This window comes from Micromonospora inositola (assembly GCF_900090285.1).
GTDB classification, from domain to species: Bacteria; Actinomycetota; Actinomycetes; order Mycobacteriales; family Micromonosporaceae; genus Micromonospora; species Micromonospora inositola.
Genome location: NZ_LT607754.1, coordinates 3,319,090 through 3,343,656, shown reverse-complemented (window position 1 = coordinate 3,343,656; position 24,567 = coordinate 3,319,090). Strand labels below are relative to the sequence as shown.

The window sequence follows — 24,567 nt, the reverse complement described above, 5'->3', positions numbered from 1 at the left end:
GAGAGGTGGCGGTACGGATGGCACAGCAGGCGACGGCGCAGATCGGCGTGACCGGTCTGGCGGTGATGGGCCGCAACCTGGCCCGGAACCTGGCCCGCAACGGCTTCACCGTGGCGTTGCACAACCGCTCGCCGGAGCGCACCCGCAGCCTGGTCGCCGAGCACGGCGACGAGGGCGCCTTCGTGCCGTCCGAGTCCCTCGCCGACTTCGTCGCCTCGCTCGAACGCCCCCGGGCGGTCATCGCGATGGTCAAGGCGGGCGCGCCCACCGACGCGGTGATCGACGAGCTGGTTCCCCTGCTCGAGGAGGGGGACATCGTCGTCGACTGCGGCAACGCGCACTTCGCCGACACCCGCCGCCGGGAGGAGGCGCTGCGCGGGCACGGGTTGCACTTCGTCGGCACCGGTGTCTCCGGCGGTGAGGAGGGGGCGCTGCGCGGTCCGAGCATCATGCCCGGCGGCTCGGCGGAGTCCTATCAGAAGCTCGGCCCGATGTTTGAGAAGATCGCCGCGCAGGTCGACGGCACCCCGTGCTGCCGGCACATCGGCCCGGACGGCGCCGGCCACTTCGTGAAGATGGTCCACAACGGCATCGAGTACGCCGACATGCAGCTCATCGCCGAGGCGTACGACCTGTTACGGGCCGGGCTGTCGGCGAGCCCGGCGGAGATCGCGGAGATCTTCCGGGAGTGGAACGGCGGCGAGTTGGAGTCGTTCCTCATCGAGATCACCGCCGACGTGCTGGCGCACACCGACGCCGCGACCGGCCAGCCGTTCGTCGACGTGGTGCTCGACCAGGCCGAGCAGAAGGGCACCGGCAGGTGGACCGTGCAGAGCGCTCTCGACCTCGGCATCCCGATCACCGGCATCGCCGAGGCGACCTTCGCCCGGTCGCTCTCCGGCCACGCCGACCAGCGCGAGGCCGCCCGCCGCGCCTTCGCCGACGCGGGCGAGAAGTGGCAGGTCGAGGACCGGGAGACGTTCGTCGAGGACGTGCGGCGCGCGCTGCTGGCCAGCAAGATCGTCGCGTACGCGCAGGGCTTCGACCACATCCGGGCCGGCAGCCGGGAGTACGACTGGGACATCGACCTGGGCGGCACCGCCACCATCTGGCGGGGCGGCTGCATCATCCGGGCCCGCTTCCTGGACCGGATCCGGGAGGCGTACGACGCCGAGCCGGAGCTGTCGACGCTGCTGGTGGCCCCGTGGTTCGCCGACCGGGTCGGCGCCGGGGTGCCGAGCTGGCGGCGGGTGGTGGCCGACGCGGCCCGGGCGGGCGTGCCGACCCCGGCGTTCTCGTCGTCGCTGGCCTACTTCGACGCGCTGCGCGCCGAGCGGCTGCCGGCGGCGCTGATCCAGGGGCTGCGGGACAACTTCGGCGCGCACACCTACCACCGGGTGGACCGCGAGGGCTCCTTCCACACCCGCTGGGCCGGCGACCGCTCCGAAGTGGAGGCCTGACCATCAGGCGAGGGTGGCGTGCATCTCCCAGACCAGGATCTCCGCCGGCTCGGTGGCGGCCACCCGTTGCCCACCGGTCATGATGATCCGGGCGGCGTCGCCCTCGCCGAGCCGGCCGGCGCCCTCCAGCGTGACGGCGCCGACCGGCACGTAGAGGTGCAGGAACGGCGCGTCCGGGAGGGTCACCTCGTCGCCGGGGGCGAGTCGGGCGGCGTGCAGGGTGGCGTACCGGTTGCGGATCCGGATCGCGGACGCGCCGTCGTACCGGTCCATGCCGGAGGCGACCGGGACGAGGCCGCCACGGAGCAGCTCGTCGCCGATCTCCAGCTGCTCGTAGCCGGGGTCGACCCCCTCGGTGTCCGGGAGGACCCACATCTGCACGAAGTGCACGGGGTCGGTGTGCGGGGTGGTGCCAGCCAGCCGCCAGGCGTCGTTCTTCTCCGAGTGCAGGATGCCGGTGCCCGCGCTCATCCGCTGGGCCAGGCCGGGGTAGATGACGCCGGAGTGGCCGGTGGAGTCCTGGTGCACCAGCGAACCCCGCAGCACCCAGGTCACGATCTCCATGTCCTGGTGGGGGTGGGTCTCGAAGCCGGTGCCCGGGTGCACCACGTCGTCGTTGTTGACCAGCAGCAGGCCGTGGTGGGTGTTCGCCGGGTCGTAGTGCCGGGAGAACGAGAACGAGTGTTTCGAGTCGAGCCAGTGCAGCCGGGTGGCGAACCGGTCTTCGGCCCGCCGGACGTCCACGGCGGGCGTGGGTACGACCGCGGTCACCAGGCACGCTGCCCGGTCTCGGTGGGCGCCCAGGTCAGCGCCGGCTCGCCGGTGGCCAGCTCGGCGATCTCACCGGAGGCCACGCTGGGCGTGTGACCGAACTCGGCGCAGTGCTGCTCGGCGATCTCCGCGCAGATCTCGGCGACCTGCTCGCAGATCGGACTGCCAAGGTCGGCCGCGTTCAACGCCATGATCATCTTGTACCGGAGATCCCGCATTCCCACCCCCGTGGCGGGCGCGTCCGGGCGGCGCGCCCCTGCGCCGATCGTATGCGCCGAACGCCCCGCCGCCGGCCCGAAAGCCGGATGCGGGGCGTTCCCGGGTCGGCGGCGCCGACCGTCGACGTCAGAAGAACCGACGACGCTTGGCCTTCTGCGGCCGCAGCATGTCGGCGCCCTTGGCGAGCACTCGGCTCACCCCGGTGGGCCCACGCCGGGCCTCCAGGGTGTGGCTGAGCCGCCGGGCGCCGGCCGCCGCCAGCGGCACGGCGACCGCCATGACCGCCCACTGGGCAATCCGCTTCTGAATCATGTGGGTTCACCTCCGCGATTGGCTGCTGTCCGGATTGGTACCCAGCCAGCCGCGTCGGTAAGCGTGACTCAGATCCGGGGCGCGACCGGGTTGGGCAGCGCGCCACCGAAGCGGCGGTCCCGCTGGGCGTACAGCTCGCAGGCGTACCACAGGTGGCGGCGGTCGAAGTCCGGCCAGAGCGTGTCGAGGAACACCAGCTCGGCGTACGCGCTCTGCCAGAGCAGGAAGTTGGAGGTGCGCTGCTCGCCGGAGGGACGCAGGAAGAGGTCGACCTCGGGGACCTCCGGGTGGTAGAGGTACTTCCCGATGGTCTTCTCGGTGACCTTGCCCGGGTCGAGCCGGCCGGCGGCCACGTCGCGGGCGATCGCCGCGGCGGCGTCGGCGATCTCCGCCTGGCCGCCGTAGTTGACGCAGAACTGGAGGGTCAGCGTCGAGTTGCCCCGGGACATCTCCTCGGCGGTCTGCAGCTCGGAGATGACGCTCTTCCAGAGCCGGCCGGCCCGGCCCGACCAGACCACCCGGACGCCCAGGTCGACGAGCTGGTCCCGGCGCCGGCGGATGACGTCCCGGTTGAAGCCCATCAGGAAGCGGACCTCGTCCGGGGAACGCCGCCAGTTCTCGGTGGAGAAGGCGTACGCCGACAGGTAGGGGATGCCCAGCTCGATCGCGCCCTCGATGGTGTCGAAGAGGCTGTGCTCGCCCTGCTCGTGACCCTTGGTGCGGGGCAGGCCGCGCTCCTTGGCCCACCGGCCGTTGCCGTCCATCACCACGGCGACGTGCCTGGGCACCGCGTCGGCGGGCAGCGCCGGGGGCCGGGCACCCGACGGGTGCGGGGTCGGTGGCACCGGCTCGCGCCGGCCGGCCCTCATCGATCGGATCACTCGGTCCTCTCCCTGTTCACACCGTCCGCCTCCGCTACCGCGCCGACCGGCGGTGGGACCGCGGTGGCCGCCGGGGCACCCCGGTCGACCAGCGGCAGCGAGCGTAGCGCGCGCTCCAGGTGCCACTGCAGGTGCGCCGCGACCAGGCCGCTGCACTCCCGGCGTACGCCGGTCCCGGTGGCGTCGGCGAGCACCCAGTCGCCGGTGGTGAGCGCGGACATCAGGTCGATGGTGGCCGGCGCGGGGTGGGCCGCGCCGGGCGGCCGGCAGTCCGGGCAGACCGCACCCCCGGCCGGCACGGAGAACGCCCGGTGCCGCCCCGGCGTGCCGCAGACCGCGCAGGCGGTCAGGGCCGGCGCCCAGCCGGCGAGGGCCATTCCCCGCAGCAGGTACGCGTCGAGCACCAGCGTGGTGGCGTGCTCGCCCCGGGCGAGGGACCTCATCGCGCCCAGGGTGAGCTGGAACAACCGCAGCGACGGCTCCCGCTCGACCGGGGTGAGCCGCTCCGCGGTCTCCGCGATCGCGCTGGCGGCGGTGTAGCGGGGGTAGTCGCCGAGGAACCGCTTGCCGTACAGGTCGATGCCCTCGACCTGGCTGATGGTGTGCAGCGAGCTGCCGTGTTCGCCCTTCGGGTCGCCGGCGAGCTGGAGGTCGACGTGGCCGAACGGCTCCAGCCGGGCGCCGAACTTGCTGGTGGTGCGCCGGATCCCCCGGGCGACCGCGCGCAGCCGGCCGTGCCGGCGGGTGAGCAGGGTGATGATCCGGTCGGACTCGCCGAGCTTCTGCACACGCAGGACCACCGCGTCGTCGCGGTAGAGCTGTCGGCGGTACCCGGCCATCCGGTCATTCTCCCTCGGGGTGCGATCTCAGGGTCGGTTCGGGGTGGACGGGCGGAGGAACCCCGATGTGCGCCCGGCCGCCCCGGTCGTAGCGTGCTGGCCATGGCTCTGCACCGGACCGCTGTCACCGCGCGGACGGGGGCCGCCGCCGCGGCGGCCGCCGCCCTGATCCTCCTCGCCGGGTGTGACACCCTCTCGTTCCGCCGGCTCGACTTCGACAACACCGAGGCGGTGAAGATCAGCCGGATCACCGTGCTGCCGGGCTCCGGCGACGTGATGGTCCGCGCCTCCGGCACCGCGCCCGAGGTACGGATCAAGCGGATGCTGCGCTACCAGGGCGGCCAGCCCGACGCGCGGTACGAGATCAAGGGCGACGAGCTGGTGCTGGACACGGACTGCGGGGACCGGTGCAGCATCTCGTACGAGGTGACCGCCCCGGAAGGGGTGACGGTCCGGGGTGAGACCGGCTCCGGCAACGTGGAGCTGACCCGGGTCGGCCCGGTGGAGATCAAGCTCGGCTCCGGCGACATCAGGGTGACCGGCAGCACCGGCCCGGTACGCGCCGAGACCGGCTCCGGCAACATCGAGGTGGTCGACGTGGCCGGCCGGGTGGACCTGCACGCCTCCTCGGGCGACATCAGCGCCCGCCGGCTCGGCGACCAGGTGGACGCGGAGACCAGCTCCGGCAACGTCACCGTGGAGCTGGACCGGCCGGCCTCCGCCCGGGCCCACGCCTCCAGCGGCGACGTCGCGCTGACCGTGCCGGCCGGCCGGTACCGGGTCCGCTCCAGCACCGGCTCGGGGGACGCCGCCGTGGGGGTGACCGACGACCCGACCGCGTCCCTGGTGATCGACGTCAGCACCGGCAGCGGGAACGTGACGATCAGCCAGCGCTGATCGTCGTACCGTCCCGCGCGCCACGCGGCGCGGGGACCCGTGCGGACCCGCCGCCGGCCGGCAGGGCCGAGGCGGCGGGAGACCAGGTCGGGTTCGCCGGCGCGCCGCCCGCCCGGCCGACGGCACCGGTCGACCGCACCCCGGCCCCGACCGGCTCGGCCGCGGCTCCGACCGGCGCGGGGCTGGCCGGCGGGGCGGCGGCCCGACCGGCCGGCGTCGAGCGGACTCCGCCGGGCAGCAGCTCCGGCGCCCGCCGGGCGGCCACGTCCTCGACCCAGCCGACCAGCACGGTGACCAGGCCCAGCAGGGCGAAGACCAGCACCACCCGGACCGCCAGGCCGACCGGGTCCCGGCGGGACCAGCCGACCAGGTCCACCAGCGGGGTGAGCGCCACCACGAACGGCATGTGCCAAAGGTAGACGGTGAGCGCCCGCCGGTTCAGCACGGTGACCACCCGGCGGAGGACAGCGGTGCGGTCCACCAACTCGGCGCGGGCCGGCGCCCGGCCGATCGCCACCAGGATGAATGCCGCCGACCAGAGGGCGTTGCCGAGGTGGATGTCGTTGAGGTCGTAGCCCCGCGGGCCGGGGTGGGTGAAGATCCAGGTCAGCCCGGCGGCGCCGAGGGCCAGCGCGGCCGGCACCAGCACCCGGTCGCCCAGCCGGCGCAGCAGGCCGTCGTGGTGGGCGAAGCCGAGCAGCCAGGCGCCGAAGTAGAGGCCGAACTCGCGCAGGATGGTGGGCGCGGCCGGCAGGACGCCGAACTCGATCACCGCGAGCAGGGCGTACGGGGCGAGCAGGGTGGGCAGCGGGGCGCGGCGGAACAGCCACAGGGCGAGCGGCGAGGCGAGCACGAACCACAGGTAGTCCCGGAGGTACCAGATCACGCTCAGCGCCACCGCTCCCCAGCCGTTGGTCGGCGGGTCGCTGACCGGGAGGAGCCAGAGCAGCACCTTCGGGGTCAGCGGCAACCCGGTGAGCAGCATGGCCGGTACGAAGACCGCCGCCAGCACCCAGAGCGACGGCAGCAGGCGGCGCAGCCGGCGCAGGACGGCCGGCGGGCCGGTGCGGTCCAGGGAGGCGGCCATCAGCGAGCCGGCGAGCGCGAACATCACCGACATCGCCGGGAAGATCAGGGTCAGTGCCGCCCAACCGGTGACGTGGTAGACGACGACTCGGACGATGGCCAGGGAGCGGAGCAGATCGAGGTATCGATTGCGCATCAGCCTGCATCTATGTCGGGGGCGGGGGGACAACGTCCCCTACCCTCCGACTCGCCCGGACGAAACGGCGAGCGGGCGGGGTGAAAAGTGAAACTTGCCATAGGCTCGACCGATCTCGGCCACCCCGGACAACGCCGAACCGCCGGCCCCGGAAGCGGGACCGGCGGTTCGACGTACGGTCAGAAGCCGAGCTTGCGCAGCTGCTTCGGGTCGCGCTGCCAGTCCTTCGCGACCCGGACGTGCAGGTCCAGGTAGACCCGGGTGCCGAGCAGCTCTTCGATCTGCCGGCGGGCCGTGGTGCCGACCGCCTTGAGCCGGCTGGCCCGGTGGCCGATCACGATCGCCTTCTGGCTGGGCCGCTCGACGTAGACGTCGGCGTAGATCTTCATGACCTGGCCCTCGGGGATCATCTCCTCCACCACCACGGCGATGGAGTGCGGCAGCTCGTCGCGGACCCCCTCCAGGGCCGCCTCCCGGATCAGCTCGGCGACCAGCACCTGCTCCGGGTCGTCGGTGAGCATGTCGTCCGGGTAGAGCTGCGGCGACTCGGGCAGGTAGCCGGTCATCACGTCGACCAGGGTGTCCACCTGGTGGCCGGAGACCGCGCTCACCGGCACCACGTCGGCGAACTCGCCCAGCTCGCTCACCGCGAGCAGCTGCTCGGCCAGCCGCTTCTTGTCGACCAGGTCGGTCTTGGTCACCACGGCGAGGACGGTCGCCTTCAGCTCGGCCAGCTCGCCGGTGATGAACCGGTCGCCCCGGCCGACCGGCTCGTCGGCCGGGATGCAGAGGCCGATCACGTCGACCTCGCTCCAGGTGGAGCGGACCAGGTCGTTCAGGCGCTCGCCGAGCAGCGTCCGGGGCCGGTGCAGACCGGGGGTGTCGACCAGCACCAGCTGCGAGTTGGGGCGGTGCAGCACCGCGCGGATGATGTGCCGGGTGGTCTGCGGCTTGTTCGAGGTGATCGCGATCTTCGTACCGACGATCGCGTTGGTCAGCGTCGACTTCCCGGCGTTCGGCCGCCCGACGAAACAGGCGAAACCGGCCCGGTAGGGACGGGGGCCATCCGGGTCCGGCACGCCGGTCACTCGACCACCGTGCCGAGGACGGTGCCGTCCGGCGCGGCCACGTGAATCGGCGCGTCGACGGAGAGGTCGCGGACCGCGGCATGCCCGGCGCCGTCCAGCGTCGACGCCTCGGTCACCACCACGGCGGCCTCCAGCCGGCCGGCGCCGGCGGCCACCGCCGAGGCGACCGCGAGCTGGAGCGCGGTCAGGGTGAGCGAGGGCAGGGCCACGCTCGCCGCCGCGTACGTCCGGCCGTCCTGGTCGCGGACCGCCGCGCCCTCCACGGCGCCGACCCGGCCGCGCGCACCCCGGGCCAGGATGACCAGCTTGCCGTCCTCGGCGCTCAGCTCGGCCGGATCGGACGGGGTGGGCCGGGCCGCCGGCACGGCGGGTGACTCAGGCATCGGCGGTTTGCCTCTCCTCGGATCGGTTCTGGTTGCCGCGGGACTCGGCGTGCTCGCCACGCCCCGCAATGTCCTGCCCGTCGGTCGGCTCGATCCGGCTCACCAGCACGGTGTCGATCCGGTTGCGCCGACCGGTGGTGCCCTCGGCGATCAGCCGCAGCCCGGCCACCGCGGCCTCGGCCCCGGGGATCGGGACCCGGCCGAGCGACTGGGCGAGCAGACCGCCCACCGTCTCCACCTCGTCGGTGGGGAGCTCGGTGTCGAAGAGCTCGCCCAGATTCTCCACCGGGAGGCGGGCGGTGACCCGGACCGCCCCGTCGTCGAGGCGCTCGACCGGCGGGCGTTCGACATCGTACTCGTCGGTGATCTCGCCGACGATCTCCTCGAGGATGTCCTCGATGGTGACCAGGCCGCCGGTGCCGCCGTACTCGTCGACGACGATGACCAGGTGGTTGCGGACCGCCTGCATCTCCGACAGCAGGTCGTCGACCGGCTTGGACTCCGGCACGAACGTCGCCGGGCGCATCAGCTCCGACACCGGCAGCTCGTCGGCCCGCGGGTCCCCGCCCTGGGTACGCCGGATCAGGTCCTTCAGGTAGAGCACGCCGAGCACGTCGTCGACGCTCTCGCCGATCACCGGGATGCGGGAGAAACCGGACCGGAGGAAGAGCGCCAGCGCCTGGGAGAGCGTCTTGCCCTCCTCTATCCACACCATCTCGGTGCGCGGCACCATCACCTCGCGGGCGATGGTGTCACCGAGGGCGAAGACCGAGTGGATCATCTGTCGCTCGCCGTGCTCCACGACGCCGCGCTGCTCGGCCAGGTCGACCAGCTCACGCAGCTCCAACTGGGTGGCGAACGGCCCCTCCCGGAAGCCGCGCCCCGGGGTGACCGCGTTGCCGATCAGGATCAGCAACGAGGCGAGCGGATTGAGCGCCCGGCCCAGCCAGCGCACCAGCGGCGCGACCGCGCGCCCCACCGGGTACGCGTGCTGCCGGCCGATGGTGCGCGGCGCGACGCCGACCACCACGAAGCTGACCACGGTCATCGCGCCGGCCGTGACCAGGGCGGCCCGCCAGCCGGCGCCGAAGGTGTCCACCGCGACCAGCGCCACCAGGGTGGTGGCGGTCAGCTCGGCCAGCAGCCGGAGCAGAAGCAGCAGGTTGAGGTGGCGGACCACGTCACCGGCGACCACCTGGAGGGCGCGGGCGCCGCGGGCGCCGTCCCGGGCCAGTTCGGCGGCCCGGGCCGGGGAGACGGCGGCCAGCGCCGCCTCGGTCATCGCAATGAGGCCGGCGAGCACCACCAGCCCCGCCGCGAGGACGATGAGCTGGAGGTCGGGCAGGCCGGCGGTGGGACCCGCAGCCAGGATGGTCATCACCGGGACCGGGTCGACCGCCAGCTGGACAGCAGGCGGGCCTGGAGCGCGAACATCTCCCGCTCCTCCTCCGGCTCAGCGTGGTCGTACCCGAGCAGGTGCAGCACGCCGTGCACGGTGAGCAGGTGCAGCTCGTCGGCGGGCGAGTGGCCGGCGGTGGCCGCCTGCTTGGCCGCCACCTCCGGGCAGAGCACGATGTCGCCGAGCAGGGCGGGCTCGCCGCCGGCCTGGGCGGTCTCGCCCGGGCCGTGGTCGACGCTGCCCTCGTCCATGGGAAAGGCGAGCACGTCGGTGGGACCGTCGCCGCCCATCCAGCGATGGTTCAGCTCGGTCATGTAGTCGACGTCGACCAGCAGCACGGAGAGCTCGGCGAGGGGGTTGACCCCCATCTCGTCGAGGGCGTGCCGGGCGACGGCGAGCACGGCGTCGGTGTCGACCTCGACACCGGACTCGTTGGCGATCTCGATGGACAACTGTCTTCCCTTGATGAGTTAGCGGCGCCGGCCGGCGCGACCGCCCTGGGCGGTCCGCCCGGGCACGGCGTGCACGCTCTGCGCCTGCTGGTTCTCCCGCTCGGCGTCCCAGCGGGCGTACGCGTCGACGATCTCCCCCACCAGCCGGTGGCGGACCACGTCGGAGCTGGAGAGCTGGGCGAAGTGCACGTCCTCGACGTTCTCCAGGATGTCCCGGACCACCCGCAGGCCGCTGGTCGTCCCGCCGGGAAGGTCCACCTGGGTGACGTCACCGGTGACCACGATCTTGGAACCGAAGCCGAGCCGGGTGAGGAACATCTTCATCTGCTCGGGCGTGGTGTTCTGCGCCTCGTCCAGGATGATGAACGCGTCGTTCAGCGTACGGCCCCGCATGTACGCCAGCGGCGCCACCTCGATGGTGCCGGCCGCCATCAGCTTCGGGATGGTCTCCGGGTCGAGCATGTCGTGCAGCGCGTCGTAGAGCGGACGCAGGTACGGGTCGATCTTCTCGTTGAGCGTGCCCGGCAGGAAGCCCAGCCGCTCCCCCGCCTCGACCGCCGGCCGGGTCAGGATGATCCGGTTGACCTGCTTGGCCTGGAGCGCCTGGACCGCCTTGGCCATGGCCAGGTACGTCTTGCCGGTGCCCGCGGGGCCGATGCCGAAGACGATGGTGTGCGAGTCGATGGCGTCGACGTAGCGCTTCTGCCCGAGGGTCTTGGGTCGGATGGTACGACCGCGCCGGGAGAGGATGTTGAGCGTCAGGACCTCGGCGGGCCGCTCCGCGCTGCCCTGCTCGAGCATGCCGACGGTACGCCGGACGGCGTCAGTGGTCAGGGTCTCGCCTTTCTCGATGAGTTCGAGGAGCTCACTGAAGAGGCGCTCGGCGAGGGCGTTGTCCGCGGGGGCGCCGGTGATGGTGATCTCGTTGCCACGCACGTGGACGTCGCTGTTGACCGAGCGTTCGACGAGTCGCAGGATCTCGTCGCCCGCGCCGAGCAGGTTCACCATGATCTTCGGGTCGGGGACCGTGATCCTGGTCTGCACCCGGGGCAGGCCGGGAGGTGGGGTGCCGGTCATAGATCGGGCCCGTCGGGCCCTGCGCCACCTGCTTCCGATCTCGGCGCCGGGCCCTGCTGGCGCGGCGTACGGACGTTCTACCCATCGTATCCGGTCAACACCGCCCGCACCTCGCCCATTTCCTGCGCGTGAAGGTCAACTCCCGGTGCGGAAGTCGTACCCGTCGAAGGTCTCCTGCGTCCGGGTGAAGCGGTAGGTGGCCCAGTGCATCCGGACCACCGTGCCCCGTTCGTCCCGGGTCAGCCGGAGCAGCTCGCCCACCTCCCGGCCGGCGACGGTCCGGAACGCGTCCGGCCGGTCCGGCAGCGGCGCGAAGACGGCCGGGGGCTTGCCCGCCGGGTCGTCCGCCCCGCGGGCCCGCAGCGCGCCGTCGTGCCACGAGAAGACGTACTCGAAGCCCTCGCCCCACCAGCGGCCGAGCACCCCGCGCAGGTGGTCGGGGGCGGGCGGGCCGGGCCGCCACGGCTCGACGTCGGCCGGGTCGTGCTCGGCCGCGGCGGCGAGCAGCTGGTGCGGCAGGTCGAAGACCGCCACCCCGGTGCCGGAGGAGCCGAGCACGGCGCAGCCCATCGCGCCCGCGGTGCCGTCGCCGCCGCGCCGGCCGTAGACGGCGGCCAGGAAACCGGGCATCGCGCCGTCGTGCCCCACGTGTACCACCCGCTGCGGCTGCGGCTGCGGCTGCGGCACCAGGATCAGGCCGAGCCCGAAGCCGGCCGCCCAGAGCGTCTCGTCGGTGGTGGTCAGCGGCCAGCGCATCTCGTCGAGGGTGGCCGGGGCGAGCACCGCGCCGGCCGGGTCGAGCGCCGTCGGGTCGGCGAGGAAGGCGGCCCAGCGGGCCATGTCCGGCGCGGTGCTCCAGAGCTGGGCGGCCGGGGCCACCGCCCCGAAGTCGGTCGGCGGCTCGGGGTGGGCCTCGTCGGAGTACGCGTCGACCAGGAACCCGGTCGCGGCCCCGTCGCCGGGCGTCGGGCCGGTGGCGGTCAGCCCCAGCGGGACGAGCACCCGCTCGGCCAGCACCTCCGCCCAGGTGCCGCCGCGCAGCCGGCCGACCAGCTCGCCGAGGAGCGCCATGCCGAGGTTGGAGTAGTGGTAGCGCCGCCCGGTCGGCAGCACCCGCTCGACCCGGGCCAGGTCGGCGAGGAGCTCGTCCACGCCGGGCGCGCGCAGCGAGTCCCAGACGTCGCCGTGCGGCTCGCGTTGCAGGCCCGCGGTGTGCGACAACAGCCGGCGTATGGTCAGCTCGCCGTGCGCCGGCAGGTCGAGGTGCCGCCCGATCGGGTCGTCCAGGTCCAGCAGGCCGTCGTCCCGGCACTGCATGACCAGCACCGAGGTGAAGGTCTTGGTGACCGAGCCGATCCGGAACACGGACTCCGGGCCGAGCGGGGTGTCGTTGCCCGTGTCACCCACCGCGCAGGTCCAGAGCGGGCGGTCGGCCCGGTGCAGGGCGGCCGATATCGCCGGAACCCGGCCCCGGGCCTGCGCCTGCCGCACCATCCGGCCGAGCCGGTCGTTCACCGCGATCATGGGTGCAGTCTAGGGACGGGGTCAGCGGCAGAGCATCGGGCCGAGCGGGGCGCCGCCGAACAGGTGCGCGTGCACGTGGAAGACCTCCTGGCCGGCGTACGGCCCGGTGTTGAACATCAGCCGGAAGCCGTCGGCGAGCAGCCCCTCCTCCTCGGCCACGACGGCGGCGGTGGCCAGCACCTCACCGGCCAGGCCCGGGTCGCCCTGGGCGAGGGTGGCCACGTCCGCGTAGTGCTCTTTCGGGATGACCAGCACGTGGACGGGCGCCTTGGGGTCGATGTCCCGGAAGGCGAGGGTGGTGGCGGTCTCCCGCACGATGGTGGCCGGGATCTCCCCGGCGACGATCCGGCAGAACAGGCAGTCGGTTCCCATTCGGGCATGCTAAGCGCCGCACCGGACCGCGCCGCGCTGGTGGGGCCGGGGCGAGGCATGATGTCCGGCGTGACTTCTCGGGCGGTACTGGTGACGGGGGCCTCGCGCGGCATCGGACGCGCGGTGGCCCGGGCTTTCGCGGCGGGCGGGGACCGGGTGGGGATCCACCACCGGGACTCGGCGGAGCTGGCCGAACGGCTCCGCGACGAGCTGCCCGGCGACGGCCACGTGGTGGTCCGCGCCGACCTTGCCGACCCGGACGCGGTCCGGGCGATGGTGGACGAGGCCGCGGAGCGCCTCGGCGGGCTGGACGTCCTGGTCAACAACGCCGGCGTGTACGGACCGCGGGACCTGCCCCACCCGGTCTTCGGCAACACCTACGAGCAGTGGCGGCAGCAGTGGCGGCTGGTGCTGGAGACCAACCTGACCGGGGCCGCCAACGTGACCTGGTGCGCCGCCCAGCACATGCGGGAGCGGGGCGGCCGGATCGTCAACGTCTCCTCGCGGGGCGCGTTCCGGGGCGAACCGCAGCAGCCCGCCTACGGGGCGAGCAAGGCGGGGCTGAACGCGCTCGGCCAGTCGCTGGCCCTGGCCCTCGCCCCGTACGGCATCGCGGTGGCCACGGTGGCGCCCGGCTTCGTCGAGACGGACATGACCACCGAATATCTGGCCGGCGAGCCCGGCGAGACGATCCGCGCCCAGAGCCCGTTCAACCGGGTCGCCCGTCCCGAGGAGATCGCCGCCGCCGTCCACTGGCTGGCCAGCCCCGAGGCCGAGTGGGCCTCCGGCACCATCGTCGACCTCAACGGCGCCTCCTACCTCCGCACCTGACCCGGGTCCAGCCCCGGGTTACCAGCGGGAGAGGCGCGTCGAGAGGACGCTCAGGGCGGCGATGCCGGCCGTGGACGTCCGGAGCACCGACGGGCCCAGCCGGACCGGGCGGGCGCCGGCCTCGCGGAAGGCCGACAGCTCGGCCGGGGCGATGCCGCCCTCGGGGCCGACCACCAGCACGATCTCGCCCGTGGCGGGCAGGTCGGCGGTGGTCAGCCCGTCCTCGGCCTCCTCGTGCAGCACGAACGCGGCGGCGGCGCCCGCGATCCGCCGGACGACCGTCTGGGTGGACTCGTCCGGGGACCCGGCCACCACCGGCAGCCAGGCCCGGCGGGCCTGCTTGGCCGCCTCCCGGGCGGTCGCCGCCCACTTCTCCCGGGCCCGTACGCCCCGGTCGCCGCGCCACTGCGCCACCGAGCGGGACGCCGCCCAGGGGACGATCTCGTCCACCCCGACCTCGGTCATCGCCTGCACGGCCAGCTCGCCCCGGTCGCCCTTGGCGATGCCCTGCACCACCACGAGCCGCGGGACGGACGCGTCGACGTACCCCCGGGAGGTGACCTGGAGGTCGAGGGTGCCCTTGCCGACGGCGGTGACCACGGCGGCGGCCGTGCCACCCCGGCCGTCGGCGAGCAGCAGTTCCTCGCCGACCCGCAGCCGCTGCACGTTCGCGGCGTGGTGCCCCTCGGGACCGTCCAGCGTCAGCGCGTCACCGGTGGGCAGCGCCTCCACCAGGAACAGCGGCGCGGACACCTCAGGCGTGCCCGTTGAACGCGTCGCGCATCCGGGAGAAGAACCCGCCCTGCTTGGTCAGCTCGGCGACCTCCTCGCCGCGGGTCTTGGCGAAGTCGCGCAGCATCTTCTCCTGGTCGGCGTCGAGCTTGGTCGGGGTCCGCACGTCCAGGTGGACGTAGAGGTCGCCGCGGCCGGTGCCGCGCAGGTGCGGCACGCCGCGGGCGCGCAGCCGCAGGGTGCTGCCCGGCTGGGTGCCCGCCTTGACGTCGACCGGCTCCTCGCTGTCCAGCGTCTTGATGGTCAGCCGGGTGCCGAGCGCGGCGGCGGTCATCGGCACGGTGACCCGGCAGTGCAGGTCGTCGCCCTTGCGGGAGTAGACGTCGTGCGGCCGCTCGTGGATCTCCACGTACAGGTCGCCGGCGGTGCCGCCGCCCGGGCCGACCTCGCCCTGCTGGGCCAGCCGGATCCGCATGCCGTCCTCGACCCCGGCCGGGATCTTGACGGTCAGCGAGCGGCGGGTCCGCACCCGGCCGTCACCGGCACAGGTCGGGCAGGGGTGCGGGATGGTGGTGCCGTACCCCTGGCAGACGGTGCACGGCCGGGCGGAGACCACCTGGCCCAGGAAGGTCCGCTGCACCGACTGCACCTCGCCCCGGCCGCCGCACGCCTCGCAGGTGGCCAGGTGGGTGCCGGCTGCGGTGCCGGCGCCGGAGCAGGTGGTGCAGAGCACGGCGGTGTCGACGGTGATCGGCGCCTCGACGCCGAACGCGGTCTCGTGCAGGTCCAGTTCCAGCCGCAGGATCGCGTCCGCGCCCGGCCGCGTCCGCGGGCGCGGCCCCCGGGCGCCACCGGCAGCGCCGCCGAAGAAGGCGTCCATGATGTCCTGGAAGCCGACGAACGGGCCGGCCCCGCCGGGACCACCCGGGCCGCCGGCACCCCCGCCGCCGGGCGCGAGCGGGTCGCCCCCGAGGTCGACGATCTGCCGTTTCCGGTCGTCCGAGAGGACCTCGTACGCGGCGTTGATGTCCTTGAACTTCTCCTGTGCCTCCGGATCCGGATTCACGTCCGGGTGGAACTGCCGCGCCAGCTTGCGGTAGGCGCGCTTGATCTCGTCGTCGGAGGCCTCCCGGCTCACGCCGAGAATGCCGTAGTAGTCCCTGGCCACTGCGTTCCGTGTCCTCATGTTCGTCTCGCGTTGCGCCGGTCGGCGGCCGGAGCCGGCCGTCGGCCCTGACTGGTCAGTTCTGGGCCAGCAACTCGCCCACGTAGCGTGCCACGGCCCGCACCGTGGCGATGTTGCCGGGGTAGTCCATCCGGGTGGGCCCGAGCACGCCCAGACCGCCGACGATGGTCGCCCCCGGGCCGTACCCGGTGCTCACCACCGAGGCGGCGCGCAGGTTGTCGATCTCGTTCTCGTCGCCGATCAGCACCCGGGTGGTGCTCGGCTCGGCCTCGCCGATCAGCTTGAGCAGCACGACCTCCTCCTCGAGCGCCTCCAGGATGGGACGCAGCGAGCCCTGGAAGTCGAGCAGTCCGCCGCGGGTGAGGTTGGCCGTGCCGGCCAGCGCGATCCGCTCCTCGTGCCGCTCCACCAGCGTCTCCAGCAGCACGCTGGAGAGCGTGGTCATGGCGCCCCGCAGGTGCGGGGCCGACTCGTCGACCAGCGCCTGGACCAGCGGCGGGGTCTCCGAGAGCCGGGTGCCGACCAGCTTCTCGTTGACCAGCCGGCGCAGGTCGGTGACGTCGTCGGCGGGGATCGGCGCGGGCAGCTCGACCAGCCGCTGCTCCACCCGCCCGGTGTCGGCGATCATGACCAGCATCAGCCGGGTGGTGGAGATCGGCACCAGCTCCAGGTGGCGCACCGAGGAGCGGGCCAGGCTCGGGTACTGCACCACGGCGACCTGGCGGGTGAGCTGGGCCAGCAGCCGGACCGTGCGGTGCACCACGTCGTCCAGGTCGACCGCGCCGACCAGGAAGCGCTCGATCGCCCGGCGCTCGGCCGGGCTGAGCGGCTTGACCCGGGAGAGCCGGTCGACGAAGAGCCGGTACCCGCGGTCGGTGGGCACCCGGCCCGCGCTGGTGTGCGGCTGCCGGATGTAGCCCTCCTCCTCGAGCACCGCCATGTCGTTGCGCACGGTCGCCGGGGAGACGCCCAGCTGGTGCCGCTCGACCAGGGCCTTGCTCCCCACCGGCTCCTGCGTGGCGACGTAGTCCTCGACGATCGCGCGCAGCACGGCGAGCTTGCGGTCGTCGAGACCCATCTCCCACCTCCTGACGCACCTGGACCCGCCGGCGCACGGCGCCGGCCGGGCGTCTGGCACTCGACTGTAGCGAGTGCCAGTCTACGTCGGCGTCACCCCTGACGCGATGATCAGCGACGGACCACCGGTGCGGCCCGCCGCACAGCCGCCGCGCCAGAGCCGTTCAGCCGGACATCCCGGGCGGTGTCGCTCTGGTGCCGCCTTGCGGGCAACCCCTACCGTGACGTTCATGACTGAACCACCTCGCCCTCCCGGAGCGGGGGACGCCGGCGCCCAGCCGCCGGACCCGACCCCGCCGTCGGCACCGTACGGCTCGTCGGCGGACGAGCCGCCCACCGCACCACTGTCCGGGGCGCCGGGCGCGGGCGGCTATCCCCCGCCCGGTGGCTACCCACCTCCGGGCGGCTACCCACCTCCGGGCGGCTACCCGCCCCCGGGCGCCGGCTATCCGACCGGCGGCGCGTACGGCGCCCCGAGCGGCGGCTGGGCCAACAACGAGGACAAGACCTGGGCGCTCATCGCGCACTTCGGCGGCGCGGCGGCGATGTTCGTCAGCGCCGGCGTGCTGGGCTGGCTTCCGCCGCTGGTCGCCATGCTGGCCCGGGGCAACCAGTCGCCGACGGTGCGCCAGCACGCGGTCGCGGCGCTCAACTTCCAGCTGCTCTGGTCGATCGTCGGCCTGGTCGGCTGGATCCTGGCCTGCATCGCGATCGGGTTCCTCGCGGTCGGCGCGGCGGTCATCCTCGGCATCGTGTTCGGCGTCCTCGCGGGCGTCAAGGCCAACGAGGGTCAGCTGTACCGCTATCCGATGAGCATCAGCCTGGTCAAGTGACGCCCCGCCCGGCCGGCCCACGGGTCGGCCGGGCGTCCGGCGGTCAGGGCAGCAGGTCGCGGACCACCGCGTCGGCCAGCAGCCGGCCGCGCAGGGTGAGCACCGCCCGGCCGGCCGCATACTCCGGCGCGGCCAGCAGCCCGCCGGCCAGGGCCCGTTCGGCCCCGGCCCGCCCCGTGTCGTCCAGCACGGCGAGCGGCAGCCCGGAGGACAGCCGCAGCCGCAGCATGACGTCCTCCATGTGCGCCTCGTCGGGCGTGAGCACCTCCCGGGCCAGGCCGGGTGACTCACCGGCGGCGAGCCGCTCGGCGTACGTCGTCGGGTGCTTGACGTTCCACCAGCGCACCCCGCCGACATGGCTGTGCGCCCCCGGCCCGAGGCCCCACCAGTCCGCGCCCGTCCAGTAGAGCAGGTTGTGCCGGCAGCGGGCCGCCTCCGAGCGGGCCCAGTTGGAGACCTCGTACCAGGAGAAACCGGCAGCGTCGAGGGCGGCCTCCGCGGCCAGGTAGCGGTCCGCCGCCACGTCGTCGCTCGGGTACGGCAGCTCGCCGCGCCGCATCCGCGCGGCCAGCCGGGTGCCGTCCTCCACGATCAGGGCGTACGCGCTGACGTGGTCCACCCCGGCCGCGACCACCTGGTCCAGGGAGGCGGCGAAGTCCTCGGCCCGCTCGCCCGGCGTGCCGTAGATCAGGTCGAGGTTGACGTGCTCGAACCCGGCGTCGCGCGCCTCCAGGGCGGCGGCCGTGGCCCGCCCGGCGCTGTGCTTGCGGTCGAGGATCGCCAGCACCCCCGGCGCGGCGGACTGCATGCCCAGCGAGATCCGGGTGTAGCCCGCGGCCCGCAGCGTCTTCAGCGACTCCGGCGTGACCGATTCGGGGTTTGCCTCGGTGGTCACCTCGGCGTCGGCGGCAAGCCCCCAGACCCGGTCGATCCCGTCCAGGATGCGGGCCAGGTCGTCGGCGGGCAGCAGGGTGGGCGTGCCGCCGCCGACGAAGACGGTGTCCACCCGCGGCGGCGGGCTGCCACCCAGCACCCGGCCGGCGAGGGCCAGCTCGGCCAGCACCGTGTCGGCGTACGACTCGCGGCTGGCCCCGCCCCCCAGCTCCGCGGCGGTGTACGTGTTGAAGTCGCAGTAGCCGCAGCGACTGGCGCAGAACGGGACGTGCAGGTACACGCCGAAACCGCGCGCGCCGACCGCGCGGGTGGCGGCAGCGGGCAGCGATCCGTCGCGCGGGACGGATTCGCCTTCTGGAAGAGCGCCGGGCATGGCAACTAGTGTGCCCGGCATGACCTCTCCGGACGCTCTCGTGCGGGTCGCCACGGCCCGTGGGGTGACCACCCTCACCCTGGACAGCCCGCACAACCGCAACGCGCTCTCCACCCCGCTGATGACCGAGCTGCTGGCCGGGCTGGCCGCGGCGGTCGCCGACGACGCGGTCCGGGCCGTCGTGCTGGACCACACCGGCCCGGTCTTCTGCTCCGGCGCCGACCTGAAGGAGACCGCCGCCGCGTACGCCAGCGGCACCGTGCCGGCCGGGATGCTGGGCGACGTGCTGGTCGCCGTGCGGGAGTGCCCGAAGCCGGTGCTGGCGAAGGTCGCCGGGCCGGCGCGGGCCGGTGGGCTGGGATTGATCGCCGCGGCCGACCTGGCGGTCTGCGCCGAGGAGGCGACGTTCGCCTTCACCGAGGTGCGGATCGGGGTGATCCCGGCGGTCATCTCGGCGACCGTGCTGCCCCGGCTGCAGCCCCGGGCCGCCGCCGAGCTGTACCTGACCGGGGACACCTTCGACGGCCGCCGGGCCGCCGAGATCGGCCTGGTCACCGCGGCCGTGCCGGCGGACGGGCTGGACGCGGCGGTGGCGCGTTACCGCGACTCGCTGGTCCGGGGTGCGCCGCGGGCCCTGGCGGGCGCGAAGGAGCTGCTGCGCCGGCCGGCCGCCACCGACCTGCGCACCGAGATCGCCGAGTTGGCCGCCCTCTCCACCGGGTACTTCCTCTCGGCCGAAGGCCGGGAGGGCGTGCTCGCCTTCCGCGAAAAGAGGGCCGCGGCCTGGGTGCCGACCGGGGACGCCGGCGACTGAGCACGAACGCTCCGGGTGGCCGGTTGGTGACGGAACGGGAGGCAACCGGTCGGACGACCCGGGCGGCGCGGCGGGGGACGTACGCTTGGCGGACTGTCGAACAGGGGGTGCGGGTGCGAACTCGGGCAATCGGGGCAGCCGGTGTGGTAGTGGCCGTCGTCGCCGTCCTCGGGATCTGGTTCGTGGTCCGGCACGTCGGGCATCAGCTCCGCCTCCCGACGGCCAGCCGCATCTGCACCGTCCAGGCCGACGGCCGGGTCGTGCTCGGCGCCGACCAGATGGCCAACGCGGCCACCATCGCCGCGATCGGCGTGCAGCGGAAGATGCCGGAGCGGGCCGTGGTGGTGGCGCTGGCGACGGCGTACCAGGAGTCGCACCTGAAGAACCTCGCCCACGGCGACCGGGACTCGCTCGGCCTGTTCCAGCAACGCCCGAGCCAGGGCTGGGGCACCGCGGAGGACATCCAGGACCCGCGGTACGCGGCGAACCGGTTCTACGCGGCCCTGAAGAAGGTTCGGGGCTGGGAGGAGATGCGGGTCACCGAGGCCGCCCAGCGGGTGCAGCGGTCGGCCTATCCCGAGGCCTACCAGAAGTGGGCGGACGAGTCGCAGGTCCTCACCCGCGCGCTGCTCGGCCACGCGACCGGCGCGGTGGCCTGCACGGTCGGGCCGACGCCGACGATGCGCGGCCAGGTCGCCGCGGCCGCGTTGATCCAGGGGCTGACCCTGGACTGGGGGTTGCCGGGCGTCGCCTCGCCGACCGACCTGACCGGGCTGGCGGTGTCGGCGCCGGACAGCCGCAACGGCTGGCGGTACGCGCACTGGCTGGTGTCGCACGCCGACGACCACGGCGTGAAACGGGTCCGTTTCGGCGGCCTGGAGTGGACCGCCGAGCAGGGCACCTGGGCCAAGGTGGCCGACGGGCGGACGGCACCGACCCAGGTGCTGGCGGAGGTCTTCGCCGACACGTAGGCCGACCCGCGACGCGCGGGTCGGGGCGACGCGGGCGGCCGGGTCAGGGGCGCCTGCCGGAGAGCCGGCGGCGGGCCTTCTCCCGGATCGGCTCGGGCAGCTCCGGGGCGTCCAGCAGCCGGGGCAGCAGTTCCGGCTCCAGGCTCATCGCCCGGAACACCTGGCCGATGGTCACCCCGTGCGCCGGGCGCGCCACCACCTCGACCGTGTCGCCGGCGCCGACCTCACCCTCCCGCAGCACCCGCAGGTACGCCCCGGGCGCGGCCCGCGCGGTGAACCGTTTGATCAGGTCGGGCATTCCCCAGAAGCCGGCGAAGGTGGTGCAAGGCGTGCGCGGCTTGGTCACCTGGAGCAGCGCGTCGCCGATCGCCCACTGCTCGCCGATGACCGCCCCGGTGACGTCCACCGCGTACGTGGTCAGGTTCTCGCCGAAGCCGCCGGGCCGGATGCCCCGGCCCAGCTCGGTCGCCCACCACTCGGCGTCCTCCTCGGCGTACGCGTAGACGGCCTGGTCGGGGCCGCCGTGGTGGGCCCGCTCGCCGATGAAGTCGCCGGCCACCCCGTCGACGTGCAGCAGCACCGGCCCGTCGACCGGGCGCTTGTCGATGCCGCTGCGACCGCTCGGGTCGCCCGCCCACTCCGCCTCGGTGACCACGCCGAGGTTCACCGCCGCCAGCCTGCCCGTCATGGCCGTGAGCCTAGTCGGGCGGAAGCGTACGGGACACCGGCGTGATCAGCCCTTGACGGCGCCGGCGACCAGCCCGGAGACCATCCGGCGCTGGACCAGCAGGAAGAAGACGATCACCGGCAGGGTGAAGAGCGTCGAGGCCGCCATCACCGACCCCCAGGCGGTGTCGTCCCGCCCGAAGAAGAAGGTCATCGCCACCGGCAGGGTGTATTTGTCCTGGTCGTTGACGAAGGTCAGCGCGAAGATCAGCTCGTTCCAGGCGGTGATGAAGGAGAAGATGCTGGTGGCCACCAACCCCGGGGCGACCAGCGGGAAGAGGATCCGCCGGAAGGTCTGGGCCCGGCTCGCGCCGTCGATGGCCGCCGCCTCCTCCAGCTCCTTGGGCACCGCCGCCACGAAGCCGCGCAGCATCCACACCGCGAACGGCAGCGAGAAGCCGAGGTAGGTCAGGATCAGGCTGGGCAGCGTGTTGTAAAGCCCGAGGCGCTGGATCATCAGGAAGAGCGGGATGACCAGCGCCTCCAGCGGGATCATCTGCACCACCAGCAGCAGGATCAGGAAGGTGGTGCGCAGCCGGAACCGGAACCGGGCCACCGCGGTCGCCGCGAGCAGTGCGACCAGCCCGCTGAGCAGCACCGTCGCCAGCGCGACCAGCGCGCTGTTGAGGAAGAAGTCGGCGAACGTCACGCCCGGGATCAGGTTGCCGGTGAGGATCTCCCGGTAGTGCTCCAGGGTGGGCTCCGCCGGCACCGGGCGCGGCGTGGCCGAGAAGATCTCCCGGTTCGGCTTGAGCGAGGTGGCGATCATCCAGTAGACCGGGAAGGCCGCGAAGAGCGCGACCAGCAGGCCGGCGCCGTTGAGGGCGAACTTCTTCACGACTCGTCCTCCTGCCGCAGCACCATGCGGACGTAGACACCGGTCACCACGAGCAGGATCAGGGTGAGGATGACCGCGATCGCCGCGCCGAGGCCGTACTTGGGCGGCGGTGAGAACGCCTCCGCGTACGAGTAGATGGAGAGCATGAACGTCGGCCGGTCCTGGGTGCCGCCGGCCAGCACGAACTGCTGGGTGAAGACCTTGAAGTCCCAGATCGTGGACAGCACCACCAGGATGCCGAAGACCGGTCGCAGGGTCGGGAAGGTGACCGACCAGAAGACCCGCCACGGCCCGGCCCCGTCCACCCGGGCGGCCTCCTGCAGCTCGCTCGGCACGCTCTTCAGGCCGGCCAGCACGCTGACCGCGATGAACGGGAACGAGTGCCAGACCACCACCAGGGTCAGGATCGAGAAGAACAGCAGCGGGTCGTTGAACCAGCCGTAGCCGGTCCAGTCGCTGCGTCCGAAGAGCGTGGTGGAGAGCCCGTCCGGGAGCTTGTTGAACAGCCAGGTGACCAGGCCGCTGGTGTCGTCGAAGATCCACTTCCAGACGATGGTGCCGGTCAGCGCCGGGGTGGCCCAGGCCAGCATCACGCAGCTGGCGACGAAGGTGGCCATCCGCTTGCCGAGCCGGTTGAGCAGCAGCCCGACCAGGGTGCCGAGGATCATCGTCAGCACCACGTTCGCCGCGGCGAAGAGCACCGTGTTGCGCAGCACCGTACGGAAGAACGGGTCACCGAGGATCTGCGCGTAGTTGGCGAACCCCACCCACGGCCACTCGCGGTCCCCGCGCAGCTGCCGGACGCTGTCCAGCTTGTAGAACGACATGCCCACCACCTGGCCCAGCGGCCAGAGCAGCAGCACCCCGATGATCACCAGGCAGGGCAGGAGCAGCAGGTACGGCAGGTGGTCGACGCGGCGAGGCCGCCGCGCGGGGGTCTCCCGCGCGGCGGCCTCGCCGGTGGCCTTGGTCAGCGTGGTCACTTGGCGTTGAGGATGCTTTCCATCTCGGTGGCCGCGTCGGCGGTGGCCTTCTCGACCGTCTTCTGGCCCTTGATGACCGAGCTGTTCATCGCCTGGGTCACCGTCTTGGTCCGGCTGACCTCGACCCACTTCGGGGTGAGCGGGGTCAGCTTGGTGTTCTGCATGGTGGTGGCGAACGCGGCCATCACCTTGTCGCTGGCGTAGTTACCGCCACCGACCAGATCCTGGTAGACCGGGAAGAAGTTGAGGCTGCTGGCGAACTCCTGGTCCTTCTGCTTGCTCAGCAGCACGGTCAGGTAGTCCCAGGCCAGGTCCTGCCGCTTGCTGTCCTTCCACAGGGCGACGTCGGAGCCGCCCGCGAAGGCCGGGGCCGGCTTGCCGTCCGGGCCGGGGATGGGGAACGTGCCCCACACCTTCTCGATCTCCGGGTTGTCCTTCTTCATCGCGCCGCCCTGCCAGCTGCCGGCGAACGCCATCGCCGCCTTGCCGGTGGCGAACTGGGTCCGCGCGTCGACCTCGTTCCAGCCGGCGGCGGCCGGCGGGGCGACCTTGTGCACGGTGACCAGATCGGTCCAGAACTTGACCGCCTTCTGCGCCTCCGGCGTGTTGTAGCCGGACTTCCAGGTGTCGCCCTGCTTGGTGGCGATGTCGCCGCCGGCGGCCCAGAGGAAGGAGTAGAACGGCAGCTCGGAGTTGCCGGGCAGGGCGATGCCGTAGGTGCCGGGCTTCTTGGCCTGGACGGCCTTCGCGGTGGCGACCAGCTCGTCCCAGCTCGTCGGCGGCTTCACGCCGGCCTCGGCGAACCAGTCGGTGCGGTAGTAGATGGCCCGCACGCCGGCGTACCACGGCACGCCGTACTGCTTGCCGTCGAGCTGGGCGTTCTTGACCAGGTCGGGAAGGATGTCCTTGCCCTCGGACCAGCCGCCGAACCTGTCGGTGACGTCGGCGAGGGCCTCCTGCGCCGCCCAGCCCTGGGTCTCGGTGTTGCCGAGCTCGGTGATATCCGGCCCCTCGCCACCGGCGAGCGCCGCCTGGAACTTCTTCGGGGCCTCGAGCCAGGGGATGTACTGGACGACCACGTCCGTCTCGGGGTGCTTCTTCTTGAACTCGGTCTCGACTCCGTCGAGGAACTTGGTCTGGGCGTCGCCGCCCTCGCCCATCATCCAGACCGTCAGCTTGCTGTTGTCCGCCGCCTGGTCGTCGTCACCCGAACCACCGCACCCGGAGAGCACCATCGCGGCCGAGGCCACGATGGCGGTGACCGGCGCCAGCCGCTTCCACCTGTTCACGCCCATATCTCCCTCGCGCCGTTTGGCACTAACCTTCTCCGCCGCACCCTAGTAGGAAAAAATCCTTTACGACAGGGGGTAGCCGGGCGAGGCGACCGTATCGCAGGGGGCGGGGGCGGGGGCA

The 24,567-nt window shown here is 73.1% G+C and carries 27 protein-coding genes; 6 read left to right on the top strand and 21 right to left on the bottom strand.

Features of this window, described 5'->3' with window-relative positions; translation table 11 throughout:
* Window positions 1–17: 17 nt before the first annotated feature.
* A complete protein-coding gene (gene gndA / locus GA0070613_RS16065) occupies window positions 18–1,460 on the top strand; it encodes an NADP-dependent phosphogluconate dehydrogenase (protein WP_089013046.1) in 1,443 nt (480 codons plus the stop codon).
* A 3-nt stretch (window positions 1,461–1,463) separates the two neighbouring features.
* Here the strand turns inward: gndA and GA0070613_RS16060 are convergent, their stop codons facing one another.
* The 5 genes from GA0070613_RS16060 to recO all read right to left on the bottom strand — a co-directional run bounded on the left by GA0070613_RS16060 (window position 1,464) and on the right by recO (window position 4,482).
* On the bottom strand, window positions 1,464–2,231 hold the full coding sequence (locus GA0070613_RS16060; RefSeq protein ID WP_089013045.1) for a pirin family protein: 768 nt from the start codon (window positions 2,229–2,231) through the stop codon (window positions 1,464–1,466).
* The gene (locus tag GA0070613_RS16055; protein ID WP_089013044.1) at window positions 2,228–2,449 is read right to left on the bottom strand and encodes a thioredoxin reductase; all 222 of its coding nucleotides are present in this window, start codon (window positions 2,447–2,449) and stop codon (window positions 2,228–2,230) included. Before GA0070613_RS16055 ends, GA0070613_RS16060 begins: the two co-directional genes overlap by 4 nt.
* A gap of 127 nt (window positions 2,450–2,576) precedes the next feature.
* Window positions 2,577–2,762: a hypothetical protein gene (locus GA0070613_RS16050; protein ID WP_089013043.1), complete on the bottom strand. Its 186-nt coding sequence runs from the start codon at window positions 2,760–2,762 to the stop codon at window positions 2,577–2,579.
* Window positions 2,763–2,830: 68 nt separating this feature from the next.
* Window positions 2,831–3,631, bottom strand: a complete 801-nt coding sequence (locus tag GA0070613_RS16045; RefSeq protein WP_089015979.1) for an isoprenyl transferase — start codon at window positions 3,629–3,631, stop codon at window positions 2,831–2,833.
* An 8-nt stretch (window positions 3,632–3,639) separates the two neighbouring features.
* Complete coding sequence (gene recO / locus GA0070613_RS16040) at window positions 3,640–4,482, bottom strand: DNA repair protein RecO (RefSeq protein ID WP_089013042.1); 843 nt, start codon at window positions 4,480–4,482, stop codon at window positions 3,640–3,642.
* A gap of 102 nt (window positions 4,483–4,584) precedes the next feature.
* On the opposite strand from recO, the gene GA0070613_RS16035 reads away from it, so the two are divergent.
* Window positions 4,585–5,379 (top strand): DUF4097 family beta strand repeat-containing protein, encoded by a 795-nt coding sequence (locus tag GA0070613_RS16035; protein ID WP_089015978.1) that lies wholly within the window; start codon window positions 4,585–4,587, stop codon window positions 5,377–5,379.
* Here the strand turns inward: GA0070613_RS16035 and GA0070613_RS16030 are convergent.
* From GA0070613_RS16030 to GA0070613_RS15995, 8 genes are all read right to left on the bottom strand, one after another.
* Complete coding sequence (locus GA0070613_RS16030; protein ID WP_089013041.1) at window positions 5,366–6,601, bottom strand: acyltransferase family protein; 1,236 nt, start codon at window positions 6,599–6,601, stop codon at window positions 5,366–5,368. The genes GA0070613_RS16035 and GA0070613_RS16030 overlap by 14 nt on opposite strands.
* Window positions 6,602–6,780: 179 nt before the next feature.
* Window positions 6,781–7,680 carry a GTPase Era gene (era, locus tag GA0070613_RS16025; RefSeq protein WP_089015977.1) on the bottom strand — a complete coding sequence of 300 codons (900 nt, stop codon included), beginning with the start codon at window positions 7,678–7,680 and terminating at the stop codon, window positions 6,781–6,783.
* Window positions 7,681–7,685: 5 nt separating this feature from the next.
* Window positions 7,686–8,072 (bottom strand): cytidine deaminase, encoded by a 387-nt coding sequence (locus GA0070613_RS16020; protein ID WP_089013040.1) that lies wholly within the window; start codon window positions 8,070–8,072, stop codon window positions 7,686–7,688.
* Entirely contained in the window at window positions 8,065–9,474 is a 1,410-nt protein-coding gene (locus tag GA0070613_RS16015; RefSeq protein ID WP_089013039.1) for a hemolysin family protein, read from the bottom strand. Before GA0070613_RS16015 ends, GA0070613_RS16020 begins: the two co-directional genes overlap by 8 nt.
* Window positions 9,450–9,923, bottom strand: coding sequence for an rRNA maturation RNase YbeY (gene ybeY, locus GA0070613_RS16010; protein WP_089013038.1), 474 nt, complete (start codon window positions 9,921–9,923; stop codon window positions 9,450–9,452). The genes GA0070613_RS16015 and ybeY overlap by 25 nt, the downstream gene beginning before the upstream one ends.
* Before the next feature lie 18 nt (window positions 9,924–9,941).
* Window positions 9,942–11,000, bottom strand: a complete 1,059-nt coding sequence (locus tag GA0070613_RS16005; protein ID WP_089013037.1) for a PhoH family protein — start codon at window positions 10,998–11,000, stop codon at window positions 9,942–9,944.
* A gap of 135 nt (window positions 11,001–11,135) precedes the next feature.
* Window positions 11,136–12,524: a serine hydrolase domain-containing protein gene (locus tag GA0070613_RS16000; RefSeq protein ID WP_089013036.1), complete on the bottom strand. Its 1,389-nt coding sequence runs from the start codon at window positions 12,522–12,524 to the stop codon at window positions 11,136–11,138.
* A gap of 21 nt (window positions 12,525–12,545) precedes the next feature.
* Window positions 12,546–12,896 (bottom strand): histidine triad nucleotide-binding protein, encoded by a 351-nt coding sequence (locus GA0070613_RS15995; protein ID WP_089013035.1) that lies wholly within the window; start codon window positions 12,894–12,896, stop codon window positions 12,546–12,548.
* 69 nt (window positions 12,897–12,965) lie between these two features.
* Between GA0070613_RS15995 and GA0070613_RS15990 the strand changes: the two genes are divergently transcribed.
* Window positions 12,966–13,727 carry an SDR family NAD(P)-dependent oxidoreductase gene (locus tag GA0070613_RS15990; RefSeq protein ID WP_089015976.1) on the top strand — a complete coding sequence of 254 codons (762 nt, stop codon included), beginning with the start codon at window positions 12,966–12,968 and terminating at the stop codon, window positions 13,725–13,727.
* 18 nt (window positions 13,728–13,745) lie between these two features.
* Here GA0070613_RS15990 and GA0070613_RS15985 read toward each other — a convergent pair whose 3' ends face one another.
* The 3 genes from GA0070613_RS15985 to hrcA form a co-directional block, all read right to left on the bottom strand.
* Window positions 13,746–14,480 carry a 16S rRNA (uracil(1498)-N(3))-methyltransferase gene (locus GA0070613_RS15985; protein ID WP_089013034.1) on the bottom strand — a complete coding sequence of 245 codons (735 nt, stop codon included), beginning with the start codon at window positions 14,478–14,480 and terminating at the stop codon, window positions 13,746–13,748.
* 1 nt (window position 14,481) lies between these two features.
* Window positions 14,482–15,627, bottom strand: coding sequence for a molecular chaperone DnaJ (gene dnaJ, locus GA0070613_RS15980; protein WP_172875990.1), 1,146 nt, complete (start codon window positions 15,625–15,627; stop codon window positions 14,482–14,484).
* Window positions 15,628–15,700: 73 nt separating this feature from the next.
* Window positions 15,701–16,723 carry a heat-inducible transcriptional repressor HrcA gene (hrcA, locus tag GA0070613_RS15975; protein WP_089013032.1) on the bottom strand — a complete coding sequence of 341 codons (1,023 nt, stop codon included), beginning with the start codon at window positions 16,721–16,723 and terminating at the stop codon, window positions 15,701–15,703.
* Window positions 16,724–16,952: 229 nt separating this feature from the next.
* Between hrcA and GA0070613_RS15970 the strand changes: the two genes are divergently transcribed.
* Window positions 16,953–17,555, top strand: a complete 603-nt coding sequence (locus GA0070613_RS15970) for a DUF4870 domain-containing protein (protein WP_089013031.1) — start codon at window positions 16,953–16,955, stop codon at window positions 17,553–17,555.
* 43 nt (window positions 17,556–17,598) lie between these two features.
* On the opposite strand, the gene hemW is transcribed toward GA0070613_RS15970, so the two are convergent.
* On the bottom strand, window positions 17,599–18,822 hold the full coding sequence (hemW, locus tag GA0070613_RS15965; protein WP_172875830.1) for a radical SAM family heme chaperone HemW: 1,224 nt from the start codon (window positions 18,820–18,822) through the stop codon (window positions 17,599–17,601).
* A 19-nt stretch (window positions 18,823–18,841) separates the two neighbouring features.
* Here hemW and GA0070613_RS15960 point away from each other — a divergent pair, with 19 nt between their 5' ends.
* The gene (locus GA0070613_RS15960) at window positions 18,842–19,636 is read left to right on the top strand and encodes an enoyl-CoA hydratase-related protein (RefSeq protein ID WP_089015975.1); all 795 of its coding nucleotides are present in this window, start codon (window positions 18,842–18,844) and stop codon (window positions 19,634–19,636) included.
* A 107-nt stretch (window positions 19,637–19,743) separates the two neighbouring features.
* Window positions 19,744–20,607, top strand: a complete 864-nt coding sequence (locus tag GA0070613_RS15955; protein ID WP_172875829.1) for a hypothetical protein — start codon at window positions 19,744–19,746, stop codon at window positions 20,605–20,607.
* 43 nt (window positions 20,608–20,650) lie between these two features.
* On the opposite strand, the gene GA0070613_RS15950 is transcribed toward GA0070613_RS15955, so the two are convergent.
* The 4 genes from GA0070613_RS15950 to GA0070613_RS15935 are packed head-to-tail and all read right to left on the bottom strand — an operon-like array spanning window position 20,651 to window position 24,443.
* Entirely contained in the window at window positions 20,651–21,295 is a 645-nt protein-coding gene (locus GA0070613_RS15950) for an MOSC domain-containing protein (protein WP_089013029.1), read from the bottom strand.
* A 45-nt stretch (window positions 21,296–21,340) separates the two neighbouring features.
* A complete protein-coding gene (locus GA0070613_RS15945; RefSeq protein ID WP_089013028.1) occupies window positions 21,341–22,171 on the bottom strand; it encodes a carbohydrate ABC transporter permease in 831 nt (276 codons plus the stop codon).
* Window positions 22,168–23,154, bottom strand: coding sequence for a carbohydrate ABC transporter permease (locus GA0070613_RS15940; RefSeq protein ID WP_089013027.1), 987 nt, complete (start codon window positions 23,152–23,154; stop codon window positions 22,168–22,170). The genes GA0070613_RS15945 and GA0070613_RS15940 overlap by 4 nt, the downstream gene beginning before the upstream one ends.
* Entirely contained in the window at window positions 23,151–24,443 is a 1,293-nt protein-coding gene (locus GA0070613_RS15935; RefSeq protein ID WP_089015973.1) for a sugar ABC transporter substrate-binding protein, read from the bottom strand. The genes GA0070613_RS15940 and GA0070613_RS15935 overlap by 4 nt, the downstream gene beginning before the upstream one ends.
* Between the last annotated feature and the right edge of the window lie 124 nt (window positions 24,444–24,567).

Excerpts from the sequence above, each read along its gene's own strand:
- GA0070613_RS16000 (WP_089013036.1), bottom strand. The coding sequence starts at position 12,524 with ATGATCGCGGTGAACGACCGGCTCGGCCGGATGGTGCGGCAGGCGCAG.
- hemW (WP_172875830.1), bottom strand. The coding sequence starts at position 18,822 with ATGCCCGGCGCTCTTCCAGAAGGCGAATCCGTCCCGCGCGACGGATCG.
- gndA (WP_089013046.1), top strand. The coding sequence starts at position 18 with ATGGCACAGCAGGCGACGGCGCAGATCGGCGTGACCGGTCTGGCGGTG.
- GA0070613_RS15950 (WP_089013029.1), bottom strand. The coding sequence starts at position 21,295 with ATGACGGGCAGGCTGGCGGCGGTGAACCTCGGCGTGGTCACCGAGGCG.
- GA0070613_RS16045 (WP_089015979.1), bottom strand. The coding sequence starts at position 3,631 with ATGAGGGCCGGCCGGCGCGAGCCGGTGCCACCGACCCCGCACCCGTCG.
- GA0070613_RS16020 (WP_089013040.1), bottom strand. The coding sequence starts at position 8,072 with ATGCCTGAGTCACCCGCCGTGCCGGCGGCCCGGCCCACCCCGTCCGAT.
- GA0070613_RS16030 (WP_089013041.1), bottom strand. The coding sequence starts at position 6,601 with ATGCGCAATCGATACCTCGATCTGCTCCGCTCCCTGGCCATCGTCCGA.
- GA0070613_RS15960 (WP_089015975.1), top strand. The coding sequence starts at position 18,842 with ATGACCTCTCCGGACGCTCTCGTGCGGGTCGCCACGGCCCGTGGGGTG.
- GA0070613_RS16035 (WP_089015978.1), top strand. The coding sequence starts at position 4,585 with ATGGCTCTGCACCGGACCGCTGTCACCGCGCGGACGGGGGCCGCCGCC.
- GA0070613_RS16055 (WP_089013044.1), bottom strand. The coding sequence starts at position 2,449 with ATGCGGGATCTCCGGTACAAGATGATCATGGCGTTGAACGCGGCCGAC.
- hrcA (WP_089013032.1), bottom strand. The coding sequence starts at position 16,723 with ATGGGTCTCGACGACCGCAAGCTCGCCGTGCTGCGCGCGATCGTCGAG.
- GA0070613_RS15970 (WP_089013031.1), top strand. The coding sequence starts at position 16,953 with ATGACTGAACCACCTCGCCCTCCCGGAGCGGGGGACGCCGGCGCCCAG.
- GA0070613_RS16005 (WP_089013037.1), bottom strand. The coding sequence starts at position 11,000 with ATGACCGGCACCCCACCTCCCGGCCTGCCCCGGGTGCAGACCAGGATC.
- GA0070613_RS16050 (WP_089013043.1), bottom strand. The coding sequence starts at position 2,762 with ATGATTCAGAAGCGGATTGCCCAGTGGGCGGTCATGGCGGTCGCCGTG.
- recO (WP_089013042.1), bottom strand. The coding sequence starts at position 4,482 with ATGGCCGGGTACCGCCGACAGCTCTACCGCGACGACGCGGTGGTCCTG.
- GA0070613_RS15995 (WP_089013035.1), bottom strand. The coding sequence starts at position 12,896 with ATGGGAACCGACTGCCTGTTCTGCCGGATCGTCGCCGGGGAGATCCCG.